At 45.4% G+C, this 13,452-nt stretch carries 9 protein-coding genes and 2 pseudogenes; 7 read left to right on the top strand and 4 right to left on the bottom strand.

Annotated elements, in window-relative coordinates; translation table 11 throughout:
- Nucleotides 1-177 precede the first annotated feature (177 nt).
- A complete protein-coding gene (gene gltA, locus EBB_RS04830; protein ID WP_192392711.1) occupies nucleotides 178-1,473 on the top strand; it encodes a citrate synthase in 1,296 nt (431 codons plus the stop codon).
- Nucleotides 1,474-1,718: 245 nt separating this feature from the next.
- Here gltA and EBB_RS04825 read toward each other — a convergent pair whose 3' ends face one another.
- Entirely contained in the window at nucleotides 1,719-2,498 is a 780-nt protein-coding gene (locus EBB_RS04825) for a WecB/TagA/CpsF family glycosyltransferase (RefSeq protein WP_192392710.1), read from the bottom strand.
- Between the two features lie 369 nt (nucleotides 2,499-2,867).
- Nucleotides 2,868-3,972, bottom strand: a pseudogene (locus tag EBB_RS04820) (IS3 family transposase).
- An 82-nt stretch (nucleotides 3,973-4,054) separates the two neighbouring features.
- On the opposite strand from EBB_RS04820, the gene EBB_RS04815 reads away from it, so the two are divergent.
- From EBB_RS04815 to EBB_RS04790, 6 genes and pseudogenes are all read left to right on the top strand, one after another.
- Entirely contained in the window at nucleotides 4,055-4,225 is a 171-nt protein-coding gene (locus tag EBB_RS04815; protein WP_192392709.1) for a hypothetical protein, read from the top strand.
- Nucleotides 4,226-5,037: 812 nt separating this feature from the next.
- Entirely contained in the window at nucleotides 5,038-7,164 is a 2,127-nt protein-coding gene (locus EBB_RS04810; protein ID WP_192392708.1) for a right-handed parallel beta-helix repeat-containing protein, read from the top strand.
- A gap of 239 nt (nucleotides 7,165-7,403) precedes the next feature.
- Nucleotides 7,404-8,750, top strand: a complete 1,347-nt coding sequence (locus tag EBB_RS04805) for an IS5 family transposase (RefSeq protein ID WP_225587194.1) — start codon at nucleotides 7,404-7,406, stop codon at nucleotides 8,748-8,750.
- Nucleotides 8,699-8,866, top strand: a complete 168-nt coding sequence (locus tag EBB_RS04800) for a hypothetical protein (RefSeq protein WP_192393630.1) — start codon at nucleotides 8,699-8,701, stop codon at nucleotides 8,864-8,866. The genes EBB_RS04805 and EBB_RS04800 overlap by 52 nt, the downstream gene beginning before the upstream one ends.
- 114 nt (nucleotides 8,867-8,980) lie before the next feature.
- The gene (locus EBB_RS04795; protein ID WP_192392707.1) at nucleotides 8,981-11,068 is read left to right on the top strand and encodes a right-handed parallel beta-helix repeat-containing protein; all 2,088 of its coding nucleotides are present in this window, start codon (nucleotides 8,981-8,983) and stop codon (nucleotides 11,066-11,068) included.
- Nucleotides 11,069-11,227: 159 nt separating this feature from the next.
- A pseudogene (locus EBB_RS04790) lies at nucleotides 11,228-11,701 on the top strand (transposase); the annotation flags it as partial.
- Nucleotides 11,702-11,800: 99 nt separating this feature from the next.
- On the opposite strand, the gene EBB_RS04785 reads toward EBB_RS04790, so the two are convergent.
- Together EBB_RS04785 and EBB_RS04780 are read right to left on the bottom strand one after the other, a co-directional pair.
- Nucleotides 11,801-11,941 carry a hypothetical protein gene (locus EBB_RS04785; RefSeq protein WP_192392705.1) on the bottom strand — a complete coding sequence of 47 codons (141 nt, stop codon included), beginning with the start codon at nucleotides 11,939-11,941 and terminating at the stop codon, nucleotides 11,801-11,803.
- Nucleotides 11,942-12,008: 67 nt separating this feature from the next.
- Nucleotides 12,009-13,355 carry an IS5 family transposase gene (locus EBB_RS04780; protein WP_225587194.1) on the bottom strand — a complete coding sequence of 449 codons (1,347 nt, stop codon included), beginning with the start codon at nucleotides 13,353-13,355 and terminating at the stop codon, nucleotides 12,009-12,011.
- Between the last annotated feature and the right edge of the window lie 97 nt (nucleotides 13,356-13,452).

Raw genomic sequence — 13,452 nt, 5'->3', positions numbered from 1 at the left:
CTACAAATTTGCCATCCGGGTTCCCTTGCAAGACTAAAGCAAAGCGAACCCCATCAATTAAGCCCGCATTTTTTGCTAAATTGTAAACAATCCCTATCTAAAGCTGTGTTTATTCGCTATTTGCAATAGAATACAAACCATCCCCTTCTCAACAGCTAGCTCTCCGGAGAATTTGACATGACTGATAAAAAAGTGACGTTAAAACAGGAAGACCAAGACCGCGTAATCGAATTACCGGTCACACCCGGCACCATGGGTCCGTCCGTCATCGATATTCGGTCTTTGTACGCGCAGACCGGCCATTTTACTTACGACCCCGGCTTTACCTCCACCGCCAGCTGTACTTCAAAAATCACATTCATCGACGGTGACGCCGGCGTATTGTTGTATCGGGGCTACCCCATCGAACAACTGGCGGAAAAATGCGATTTTCTGGAAGTCTGTTATTTATTGTTGAACGGCGATCTGCCCAATGGCTCGGAGATGAAAGGCTTCGTCACAACTATTAGTCAGCATGTGATGGTACACGAACAGCTGATTAAATTTTACAGCGGCTTCCGCCGTGACGCGCATCCAATGGCGGTATTGGTGGGCGTAGTCGGCGCGCTGTCGGCGTTCTATCACGAAGTAATGGACATCAATTGCAAGGAAGACCGCTATATCTCCGCCATCCGCCTGATCGCCAAAATGCCGACCATGGTAGCGATGTGCTACAAATATAGCATCGGCATGCCGTTTATCTATCCCAAACGCAAATTGGGCTATGCAGAAAACTTTATGCGCATGATGCACGGCGACGCCGGCGAAGATTATCTAGCCAATCCGGTGTTGGTCAGAGCGCTGGATAGAATCCTGATCCTGCACGCCGACCACGAACAAAATGCGTCCACTTCCACCGTCAGACTGGCCGGCTCCAGCGGCGCCAACCCTTATGCCTGCGTAGCGGCCGGCATTGCCTGCCTGTGGGGCGCGGCACACGGCGGCGCCAACGAGGCGGTATTGAACATGCTGGAAGAAATCGGCGATGTGTCGAAAATAGGCGAATATGTCGCCAGAGCCAAGGATAAAAACGATCCGTTCCGCTTGATGGGTTTTGGCCACCGTGTTTACAAAAACTACGACCCGCGCGCCAAACTGATGCGGCAAACCTGCCACGAAGTATTGGACGAATTAAACCTGAACGACGACCGCCTGTTCAAACTGGCGATGGAACTGGAACGGATTGCCCTTGAAGACCCGTACTTCGTCGAAAAAAAACTCTACCCCAACGTGGATTTTTATTCCGGCATCGTCCTCCGCGCTCTAGGCATCCCGACCGAAATGTTCACCGCCATCTTTGCTTTGGCCCGCTCGGTGGGCTGGATTGCGCAATGGGACGAAATGATCTCCGATCCGGAATTGAAAATCGGCCGCCCGCGCCAGTTATATAAAGGCGTGACGACCAGGGATGTGAAATCGATTTCTAATCGGTGATAAAACAAATAGTTAAATCCCCTATCCTTCTGGACAACTGCACATAACTTAAAGACGGGCAGCCCCTTCTCCCTCAGGGAGAAGGCTGGGATGAGGGGATCAATAAAGTTCTTTGCCTTATTTATTCTCCTCACCCCAACCCTCTCCAGCAGGAGAGGGGGCTTAACTTAACGGTATTAACTCTAGCTCTCTCCCTTAGTAAGGGGGATTTTTTGGAGGTTATTTAGCGCATTGGTTGATGACCTTTAAGAAGTAACCGCCGAGCGCTTCAACACTCTAATCTGCAAAAAATCCCAGGTAAAACGTAGTAGAAACACCGGGTTGGTGGAAAAATAACGCTTAACCAGCCGCCTATCCTTAGCCATCCGATAGCACCATTCCAAACCGCTTTTTTGCATCCACAGCGGCGCCCGCTTGATGTGTCCGGAGTGAAAATCAAAAGCCGCGCCCACCCCCAATTGCACCGGCACATGCACTCTGTCCAGATGCGCCGCAATCCATTTTTCCTGCTTGGGCGCGCCTAAGCCTACCCAGAGAAAATCCGGCCTGGCGGCGTTGATCAAATCCACCAATTGATGATCTTCTTCTGCGGACAAGGGCCGAAACGGCGGAGAATGCCAGCCCACCAGCTCTGCTTGCGGATAACGCTTGTGGATGTTGGCAACCAAATCCGTCAATACCTCATCCTTGCCGCCTAGAAAAAAATGCCGCCAGCCCAATTGCTGCCCGTGATCCAGGCATTTCAACATCAAGTCCGGCCCGCAAACTCGGGTTTTTATCGACGCTTGATGCACCAGCTTGGCGTACCAAACCAAAGGCAGGCCATCCATGGTGGACAAGGCGTTGTTGGAAATATCACGCAACTCATGATCGGTGAGACAGGCCACGGTGGTATGCACATTGGCGATACAGACCTGATGAGCTTGGCCGCTGGCGATCCACTCCTGAAATAGTTGTAACGTAAGCTCGTAATCCAGGATAGGGAAGCGTATTCCGAAAATATCTACTGACTTGATTGCTTTCATTCCAAGCTCCATCGGGCGGTTAATTGAAAAGTGATGTTTTTAATTTTGTCACCTCTAGCATCGCTATATTTGCCTTCGGAGTCAATTCAGAGCAGACCAATTCGACAAAATCAACGAGGTATCAATCAAGCAGGCCTGTATTCCGCCTGCGGACAATGCCGTTAACGTGAGTTGAACCATGATAGCTCCCTCTCCCTTCGAGAAATGGCTAGGGTGAGGGGATCAAATAATTGACTTTAATCCCCTAACTTCAACTTTCTCCTTTGTGCCCTGCTGATAAGAGATTTTTAAATTTTTAGCAGTCTCCTATAAGTTTAAGGAACGCAGCCACGTAATCCCCCCATTTTGAGGAGAGTCTAAAAGTAGAGGTTAAGCGGCGAGTGCCGACTTTTGTTTTGGAGTGATGCCGCCAATAGCCATGTTGGGCCGTTCATGATTGTAGATCCATAACCAGTGCGCCGCAAAATCTTGAACCTGCCCGATCGATTCAAATAGGTATTGGGCAAGCCATTCGTAACGCACCGTTCGGTTGTAACGTTCAACGTAGGCATTCTGTTGCGGCTTGCCCGGTTGGATATAGTTAATCTGGATACCCTGTTGCTCGGCCCAGGTTTTTAGAGTCTCGCTGATATATTCCGGTCCATTGTCACAGCGAATGGCGTCAGGCTTTCCACGCCATTTATGCCCTATGGGTACTCGATGATGCGATCCAATGTGCGGGTGACCCGCACAGCCGGTAACGAGAAATCCACTTCAATGCCTAAACCTTCCCGATTAAAGTCATCAATGACGTTGAGCAAACGGAAAGCCCGCCCGTCAGCCAGTTGATCATGCATAAAATCCATCGACCACACGGCATTGATGTGATCCGGGACCGTCAAGGGTTGCGGGGTTTCCCGTACCAAGCGCTTCTTGGGCTTGATGCGCAGGTTGAGTGCCAGGTCCCGGTAAATCCGATAGACCCGTTTGTGATTCCAACGAAAGCCTTTCACGTTCCGCAAATATAAAAAACATAATCCAAATCCCCAGGTGCGGTGCGTGGCGGTCAGGCGTAGCAGCCAGTCGGCAATCTCGGCGTTTTCGGTCGAGCGCTTTGACTGATAGCGATAACCGCTCGGGCTGATGCCTAAAGCCGCACACACCAACCGAAGACTGGCCCGCTTGGCCTGAATCAGGGGTTGCGCCATCTCGCGGAGGCAAGATGGCGTTAGGCCTTTTTTTCCAGGGCTTCCTTGATGATGTCGGCCTTCAGCCGTTCTTCGGCATACATTTTCTTCAGCCGCCGGTTTTCGTCTTCCAACTCTTTTAGGCGAGCCATCAGGGACGCATCCATGCCGCCATATTTGGAGCGCCATTTGTAAAACGTGGCAGAGCTAACGCCGTGTTCACGACAGATCTCCGGTACGGGCGTGCCGGCTTCCGCTTGCTTCAATATCGCCAGAATCTGGCTGTCACTAAATCGTGAGGTCTTCATGTAAAACTTCCTTCGTCTGTTACGAGAAAATTCTACTTTTAAACGCTGTTTTTTTCAGGGGGGATTACCCCACGACTAGCTCATGGTTGCCGACAAACTAATTGGCGGCAACCATAGAAAGTTCATCGGCACCCACAAAACACCTGGAGGTACCCACAGAAGGCTCAGCGGCGCCAACAACGCTCCTGGCGGTAATCCCAGACGCTTCATCGGTGCCGATAAAGCCTCCGGCGTTGCCAATCAAGGCCTGTAGCGTGCCTATGAGCTATTTATGAATGCTCACAAATCGTCCAAAACAGCCCATGAAGCAGGCTTAGGCACACCATTAAGATTTAATTAAAATGAAAAAATGACTTGGTTATCAAGCCATTATGTTTTAGGCTGTACCTAGCCTCCAATATCATCCGCTTATAATTCGACACACTAGGCGAGGCTAGAACAGTTAGCTTGATGCACGCATCAACAACACCATTCTCGCCAAACCTGACGAATTTACTCATTGGTGGCACATGGCTATAGGGAACCTTTAAAAATTAAAAAATCTCCTTCTCCCATCGGGAGAAGGTTGGGATGAGGGATTAAATATGAAATATGTAAATCCCTCCCCTCTCCTTTATTCCCTGCGGTTACGTAGGAAAAGGGATTTTTAGAAGCTACCGATATAAACTTGGATGGGCACATAAAAAGCCATTATCGACACATGCAATCGAGATAGGCTGTTACCAACACATTTCATCAGCATGTCAGAACCGCGCGCTTTAGTTCAGATGCTAGCCAAGCGCACCAATTTGGCTCGTCAAAATTTATTACACCCTGACTGCGGTTGAAAAAGCGGTATTCGTGAGGTTACGTATTTCGTTATTGAAAAGAGCTGCTAGTATTGATTTCGTGTTGGCGATGCAGACTGAATGGAATGGCCCGCAGTTGACCCAATTCTGAAACAATTCCAAAGTATCTTCGTAACCAAGGACCGGAACACTACCCCTCAAATATTAACTGAATTAGCTGACTGTATTCCGTGGTCTGTCAGGCTATTGGAGCATGAGTTAATAAAAGGAGAAAATTATGTTTATTAAACTTGTCATAACCCTAACCTTCGCAACGTTCTGCTCGGCAGCGGCAGCAAAGGATTTCTACGTATCACCCTCGGGCAGCGACAGCCTGAATGGCCTGTCCCCCAGCGTCAATTTCTGGACCAAAACCGGCCCTTTCAAAACCCTAACCCGTGCAAGAAACGCAATTCGGCAATTAAAAGCAGCTGGAAAATTTAATGAGGCTATTACCGTGCATGTGGGTAAAGGTACCTATCAACTGCAAGCGACGCTAGAGCTGGATGATAGAGATTCCGGCGTACCTGGGCAGGAAATTACGTGGGAAGGAGAAAAAGGAGTCAGTATAATTTCTGGTGGAATTCAAATCAAAAATTGCCAACCATACGACCAGAATACCCCCCTTAAAGTACTAAATTGTCCTGTAAACAACTCATTTTTGGATGCTATAAAGGGTATAGAAAATGAACGAATCCATGGTAACGCACCTCGATTCGAGCTATTTGTAAATGAAATAAGAATGCATCTAGCAAGATGGCCAGACTCAGACTGGGCACATATAAGAAACCCATTGTCAACAGCCACAGAGAGAAATTTTGCCTTCACTGTACATGAGAATATGCCTGCTTTTGCGGGCAATTTGACCGCTGCGCAAGTCCATATATTTCCAGGGAGTGATTTTTTTGATCAATACATTGGCATTTCTGACATAAATTATTCCGAAAAAAGAATATCCTTGTTAACTAATACCAAACAAGATATATCTATTGGCCGCAGGTTTTACATTCAAAACATCCAATCAGAACTTAATAATGCGAAAGAATGGTTCTACGATAAGGAAAACAGCCAAATACAGTTTATACCCCCAAAAAACGAAACTATAAATAAAATAACAGTTTCATCTATCCAAAATATTCTTAAAATTGACTCGTTAACTGACGTAAATTTTAAAAATTTAAAGTTTCAACATAGCACGGCAACCGCCATTATAGCTACAAACGCCAAGAGAATTTACTTTGATAACTCAGAATTTAGCAATATCACGGGAAAAGCAATAGAGATCGATAATAGTGTCAATATAACAGTTTCAAATTGCATTATATATAACACTGGATTAGGTGGAATTTCGATATCGGGGGGCGATAGACCTACACTTAGCCCTTCAGATAACATTATTCACAACAACCATATCCATCACTACGATTCAGATTTATACACAAACTCACCTGCAATTGAAGTTGATGGAGTTGCAACAGAAGTAACCAACAATCTAATAGATAATGGTAATGGAAAAGGAATTAGGATCTCAGGCAATGACCATATAATTTCTAAAAATGAAATAACTGCCATATGTAAACAATCCGGAGATTGTGGTGCAATATATACAGGCCGGGATTGGACATATAGAGGGAACATAATCAGCTTCAATAGCATACACGACTTCACTGGCTATTCTCTTAACGAGAATACTCTTAACGTAGCCAAAAACGTAATTGAATATATAGCTCATGGCGCAAGAGGACTTTATTTAGACGACGCCGCCAGCGGAGTCACCGCATATGGAAATATATTTAACAATGCCGGCTCAATTGGAATCCAAATAGGGGGCGGACGAGATAATCTAATTGAAAACAATATTATAAAAACGGACAGATTTGCAATATTGGTAGATTACCGTGGCGGATACTTTAACTGGCAAATACCCATAGAAAGCTTAAAAAGCATGCCGATAAACAATTCAGTCTGGCTAAAGAAGTACCCTGTTCTTGGGATAAAAATGAATAACCCAACTTGGCCGGAGGGCAACATTTTTCAAAAGAATGTTATAATTTCAAACAAAATTGGAGGTAGATCATTGCAATACTGGATGCCTAAAGAGAAAAACATAATAAGAAATAATATCGTTTGGAATCCAACTGAAGAGTTCAGAGTTGATTATGTATTACTTGACGTACCGGTAACCCAAACTGGAGCAACATGGGCACAATGGATAAAGAAAAGTGGCGAAAAGAATAGCTTAAACGCCGACCCATGTGTAACAGTAACGAGAAACTCTATAAATGTTAGCTGCAACAACTCTCCTATAAACGAAATTGGATTCCTCCCAATACCGTCAGATATTGGACTTATCGATCAATTATAGCGTCAAATTATTGCAAACTATTTAGCTAAAATGATGCCACTTTATTTTTCTGATAACATTTTAGCATAAGAACTATACAAAGCTCTTTAGGGGGACCTCTGATTAATTCGTCGCCCCTGAAAAGCCACAAATTCACGGCTAAAGCATTGAAACACAATAAATAATTGAAGAAAAAGACGGGCAATAATTGCAAGAAATTAGTAAAATAGATATTAATTTCTTGCAAATTTTTATCGAAAATGAAGCCAAAATCCCAAGAAAGTAGCGGCCAAATCGATCTATTCAACACACCACTGGCCGACCTGTTGAATCCGAAGCATGAGCTTTACCAACTGGCAAATTTGATCGATTGGAAAGTACTGGATGATGCGTTCGGTGAATTTTTTACCGAGAACCAAGGCGCTCCGGCGTTGCCAACGCGTCTTATTGCCGGGCTTCATTACCTCAAACATGCGTTTGCACGCTCGGACGAAGCGGTCGTGGCACAGTGGCTTGAAAATCCCTATTGGCAATATTTTTGTGGCGAAGAGTATTTCCAACACCAGATACCTTGCCACCCCACGTCACTGACCTATTGGCGAAAACGGATCGGAGAAGAAGGTTGCGAGTGGATGTTATCGGTGACGATCCAGGCTGGCGTAGCCAGCAAGACCGTGAAGAAACAGGATTTTGAATCGGTGACGGTTGATAGCACGGTGCAAGAGAAAGCCATCACGTATCCGACCGATGGAAAATTGTATGAACGCTGTCGCCAGCACATGGTACGTCTGGCTGAGCAGCATGAGATTACACTACGGCAGAACTACAACCGCAAAGCCCCCTATTTGCTGATGATGGCGAACCGGTACAGTCATGCCAAGCAAATGAAGCGCAAACGCAAAATGCTCAAACAGCTCAAAACTTTGGTGGGTCGGGTTTACCGAGATATCGAGCGCCAATTGACGGATCAATCCGATGCAGTCAAATTGGCTTTTAAAGAGACGCTAGAGAAAACCCAACGGATTTTGAACCAACAACCCCAGGATAAAAACAAGCTGTACAGTTTCCACGCCACGGAAGTCGAATGCATTTCCAAAGGCAAAGTCCACAAGAAGTATGAATTCGGCGTCAAAGTGGGCATCACCGTCACCAACAAAAGTAATTTTGTGCTCGGCGCCCGCAGCTTTTCCGGTAATCCCTACGATGGACACACCCTGGAATCGTGTCTGGAACAGGCGGAGATTCTAAGCGGTACACGCGCAAAAGAAGCTTTTGTGGATTTAGGATACCGTGGTGTCGAGGTCCCGAACGTGACCATTTACAAAGCCCGGCAAAAGAGAGGAATAAACACCCGGCGACTCAAACGCGCCCTCAAACGCCGCAATGCCATCGAACCCGTCATCGGGCACCTCAAAAACGACGGATTGCTGGGCCGCAATTACCTGAAAGGCGAACTGGGCGATGCCATGCATGCCATCTTATGCGGTGCTGGCCACAATATCCGTATGATCCTCAGGCAGTTGAGGATTTTTTTGCCTCATTTTTGGAGACCGCCATGTCGGATTTTGGCGCGGCCATTGAGCGCGCCGTTTTTATTGTCGGCCTGAATGCTGGTGTTCGGAAAATATCGGCTTTTTCAGGGACGACTAAATCGTTATCTCGAATTTCAGCGGCAATTAAATCAATGGCTTGCGCATCGATTTTTCTTGATAAGCTGCATTAATCAGAGGCTCCTTAGCGCGTATATTCATATATTCCGTATAATATCCTTAATAACTAAATACACTCCCCTCCACAAGCCAACTGAATATTAAAACCAAACAAAGGAATATATAATATGACCCATAAATTATCATTATTTCTTTTGTTTCTCCTAATACCAATCAATGCATTTACTCAAGAGCTATATATATCTCCTTATGGAAATGATAACTCTGATGGTCTATCACCAGAGCAAAGACCAGAAAACTCAACCGGTCCATTTCAAACCATTGTTCGAGCCCAGCAAGCAATACGCGATATAAAAAATAGCAATAAATTTAAAGAGCCGATAACAATTCATGTTCAAGCGGGGACATATCAATTAAATGAAGCAATTAAATTTAATTCTAGTGACTCAGGGACTCCTGACAAAATTATTCACTGGCAAGCAGAAAATGGCATGGCAGTCGTTAGTGGAGCAAAGAACATAACAAAATGCTCAACTGAAAATAATAATGTTTGGAGTTGCCCTATAGACGGGTTAGATTTAAGTTCAATTAATTATCAACAAAATCCGCGCAAACAAGGCAACATTCCAGGGTTTGAATTATTTGTTAACGATGACAGATTACATCTTGCACGCTGGCCAAATTCCGATTGGGCCCATATAAAGCTACCTTTAGATAGAGCTACTAGTTTCAGCTCAATTGAAGAATTACCGAATTTATCTGAAGGTTTAAATAATGCCCAAGTTCATATTTTTGCAGGTAATGATTGGTTTGATCAATATATCGCAGTATCAAAATTAGAGAGCAATCATTTAACATTAGCCGCAGAAACGAAATATCCATTAGCAAGCGGACGCAGATTTTATCTGCAAAATGTAAGAACAGAATTAGATGCTCCCGGCGAGTGGTTCTATGATGTAAATAATAAAAATATTTTATTTATACCACCTATTAATACTCACCCTAGCGATATCAACATATCGAGCTTAAAAAATTTATTGATATTAGATCAGGCAAGCCATATCAGCTTTAGTAATTTTTCATTTAAATACAGCACAGATACTGCTGTAAGCATTGATAAATCAAGTAACGTTGCTCTAAATAATATTGAGGTAAACAATATCGGTGGGCTCGGCATATCGGTTAAGCAGAGCCAATACGTCACTATACTTAATAGCCAAATTCATCATACCGGCAATGGCGGCGTGTTACTAAGTGGTGGAGACCGAAATTTGCTACGCCCCGCTCATAACAGCATACATAATAGCTACATACATGATTTTGGGGTAATTTTAATGAATTACTCGCCAGCCATTACACTTGATGGAGTTGGTAGTATGGCGACTAATAATCTAGTAGAACAAGGCGCTGGCTTAGGTATTCAAATCAATGGCAATGATCATTTGATTGAAAAAAATGAGATCAATCACGTATGTGAACAGGCATCGGATTGCGGAGCAATATACTCAGGCAGGGACTGGACCTATCGCGGCAACATTATTCGATATAATAGCATTCACGATCTATTTGGCTACGGACTTATACGTGTAGATCTATCGAAAAATATTGTGACATACGCTAAATCTGACGGAGTTAGGGGTATCTATCTTGATGATGCAGTTAGTGGTTTCGATGTAACGGGCAATATATTCAAAAATACTGGTGCAATAGCCATCCATATTGGGGGAGGGCGCGACAACACCATTTATAACAATATAATCTATACATCAGGTTATGCAATTAGTATTGATGATCGCTGGCCTAAGTACAATTGGGGCGACAATAAAAATCGCCTACTAGCAGTGCCAAATAAAAGCAAAATCTGGGCGTATAAGTATCCTGAACTGTCCTTAAAGATGAACAATTACATGTGGCCTGAAGGTAATAAAATTAATAATAACATCATTATTTCTACAAACCCCAAAAGGCTAGCATTGCGTTATTACTTGCCTAGTAAAAGTAATTTAATAACAAAAAACTTAGTATGGAGTGATTCGGGTCAAATTGCGGTAGATTACAATATTCTCGACATACCCAATAAAAAAAGAGGAGCTGCACCATGGGATGCCTGGATAAGTGAAGGGCTGGAAAAGAACAGTATTTATGCGGATCCTTGCATAACCATAAGCGGCAATAAAAGTACGTTCTGTGCGAACACACCGGCCTCAAAAATTGAATTTCAAGCCTTACCAGAAGACATAGGGCTAATAAAATAAAATTACCCATATTCAAATATTGACCAAAGATGCTAATACATCATACGGCTCACCACTGAGTTATAACTAAATCTGGTGTACAGCCGGACTTGAAGAAAGGTGGCGCCCTCTGCTGAAATGAGATTGTCGAGATCGAATACCAGCAAAATGAGAGACGCCATGAGTAAAGATAATGCAAAAGAGTGGGATAGCGCTAGTGCGCTCAACGACCCTTTGACAGATTTGTTGAAGATGGGCGCTAAGGCCTTGATCCAACAGGCCGTTGAGGCGGAGTTACAAGCGTTTCTGGGCGAATATGCCAAGGTGACCGATTTACGGGGCCGACAAACGGTGGTGCGTAATGGCTATTTGCCGGAGCGGGAAATCGTGACGGGTGTGGGTAACGTGACGGTCAAAATCCCCAAGGTTCGAGATCGTTCTGGCGGCGGGGTCAAGTTCAACTCGTCGCTAGTGCCGCCGTATGTTCGCAAGGCCAAGCGGGTGGAAGCGGCATTGCCCTGGCTGTATTTGCGCGGTATATCGACGGGTGACATGCAGGACGCCTTGTCGGTCCTGCTGGGCACAGAGGCGAAAGGCTTGTCGCCAGCGGTGGTCAGTCGTTTGAAAGCGCAATGGGCCGAGGATTATCAAGCCTAGCATCGGCGGGATTTGTCGAATCAGCGCTATGTGTATGTGTGGGCCGACGGTATTTAGTCGTCCCTGAAAAAGCCGATATTTTCCGAACACCAGCATTCAGGCCGACAATAAAAACGGCGCGCTCAATGGCCGCGCCAAAATCCGACATGGCGGTCTCCAAAAATGAGGCAAAAAAATCCTCAACTGCCTGAGGATCATACGGATATTGTGGCCAGCACCGCATAAGATGGCATGCATGGCATCGCCCAGTTCGCCTTTCAGGTAGTCGTCCCTGAAAAAGCCGATATTTTCCGAACACCAGCATTCAGGCCGACAATAAAAACGGCGCGCTCAATGGCCGCGCCAAAATCCGACATGGCGGTCTCCAAAAATGAGGCAAAAAAATCCTCAACTGCCTGAGGATCATACGGATATTGTGGCCAGCACCGCATAAGATGGCATGCATGGCATCGCCCAGTTCGCCTTTCAGGTAATTGCGGCCCAGCAATCCGTCGTTTTTGAGGTGCCCGATGACGGGTTCGATGGCATTGCGGCGTTTGAGGGCGCGTTTGAGTCGCCGGGTGTTTATTCCTCTCTTTTGCCGGGCTTTGTAAATGGTCACGTTCGGGACCTCGACACCACGGTATCCTAAATCCACAAAAGCTTCTTTTGCGCGTGTACCGCTTAGAATCTCCGCCTGTTCCAGACACGATTCCAGGGTGTGTCCATCGTAGGGATTACCGGAAAAGCTGCGGGCGCCGAGCACAAAATTACTTTTGTTGGTGACGGTGATGCCCACTTTGACGCCGAATTCATACTTCTTGTGGACTTTGCCTTTGGAAATGCATTCGACTTCCGTGGCGTGGAAACTGTACAGCTTGTTTTTATCCTGGGGTTGTTGGTTCAAAATCCGTTGGGTTTTCTCTAGCGTCTCTTTAAAAGCCAATTTGACTGCATCGGATTGATCCGTCAATTGGCGCTCGATATCTCGGTAAACCCGACCCACCAAAGTTTTGAGCTGTTTGAGCATTTTGCGTTTGCGCTTCATTTGCTTGGCATGACTGTACCGGTTCGCCATCATCAGCAAATAGGGGGCTTTGCGGTTGTAGTTCTGCCGTAGTGTAATCTCATGCTGCTCAGCCAGACGTACCATGTGCTGGCGACAGCGTTCATACAATTTTCCATCGGTCGGATACGTGATGGCTTTCTCTTGCACCGTGCTATCAACCGTCACCGATTCAAAATCCTGTTTCTTCACGGTCTTGCTGGCTACGCCAGCCTGGATCGTCACCGATAACATCCACTCGCAACCTTCTTCTCCGATCCGTTTTCGCCAATAGGTCAGTGACGTGGGGTGGCAAGGTATCTGGTGTTGGAAATACTCTTCGCCACAAAAATATTGCCAATAGGGATTTTCAAGCCACTGTGCCACGACCGCTTCGTCCGAGCGTGCAAACGCATGTTTGAGGTAATGAAGCCCGGCAATAAGACGCGTTGGCAACGCCGGAGCGCCTTGGTTCTCGGTAAAAAATTCACCGAACGCATCATCCAGTACTTTCCAATCGATCAAATTTGCCAGTTGGTAAAGCTCATGCTTCGGATTCAACAGGTCGGCCAGTGGTGTGTTGAATAGATCGATTTGGCCGCTACTTTCTTGGGATTTTGGCTTCATTTTCGATAAAAATTTGCAAGAAATTAATATCTATTTTACTAATTTCTTGCAATTATTGCCCGTCTTTTTCTTCAATTATTTATTGTGTTTCAATGCT

Source organism: Methylomonas fluvii, from assembly GCF_014850975.1.
Taxonomy (GTDB): Bacteria; Pseudomonadota; Gammaproteobacteria; order Methylococcales; family Methylomonadaceae; genus Methylomonas; species Methylomonas fluvii.
The sequence above is the reverse complement of the archived record's forward strand: the minus strand, read 5'-3'. Positions and strand labels throughout refer to the sequence as shown.

Coding starts and splice junctions, on each gene's coding strand:
- EBB_RS04805 (WP_225587194.1), top strand. CDS start 7,404: ATGAAGCCAAAATCCCAAGAAAGTAGCGGCCAAATCGATCTATTCAAC.
- EBB_RS04785 (WP_192392705.1), bottom strand. CDS start 11,941: ATGCATGCCATCTTATGCGGTGCTGGCCACAATATCCGTATGATCCTC.
- EBB_RS04780 (WP_225587194.1), bottom strand. CDS start 13,355: ATGAAGCCAAAATCCCAAGAAAGTAGCGGCCAAATCGATCTATTCAAC.
- EBB_RS04795 (WP_192392707.1), top strand. CDS start 8,981: ATGACCCATAAATTATCATTATTTCTTTTGTTTCTCCTAATACCAATC.
- gltA (WP_192392711.1), top strand. CDS start 178: ATGACTGATAAAAAAGTGACGTTAAAACAGGAAGACCAAGACCGCGTA.
- EBB_RS04810 (WP_192392708.1), top strand. CDS start 5,038: ATGTTTATTAAACTTGTCATAACCCTAACCTTCGCAACGTTCTGCTCG.
- EBB_RS04800 (WP_192393630.1), top strand. CDS start 8,699: ATGTCGGATTTTGGCGCGGCCATTGAGCGCGCCGTTTTTATTGTCGGC.
- EBB_RS04815 (WP_192392709.1), top strand. CDS start 4,055: ATGGTTGCCGACAAACTAATTGGCGGCAACCATAGAAAGTTCATCGGC.
- EBB_RS04825 (WP_192392710.1), bottom strand. CDS start 2,498: ATGAAAGCAATCAAGTCAGTAGATATTTTCGGAATACGCTTCCCTATC.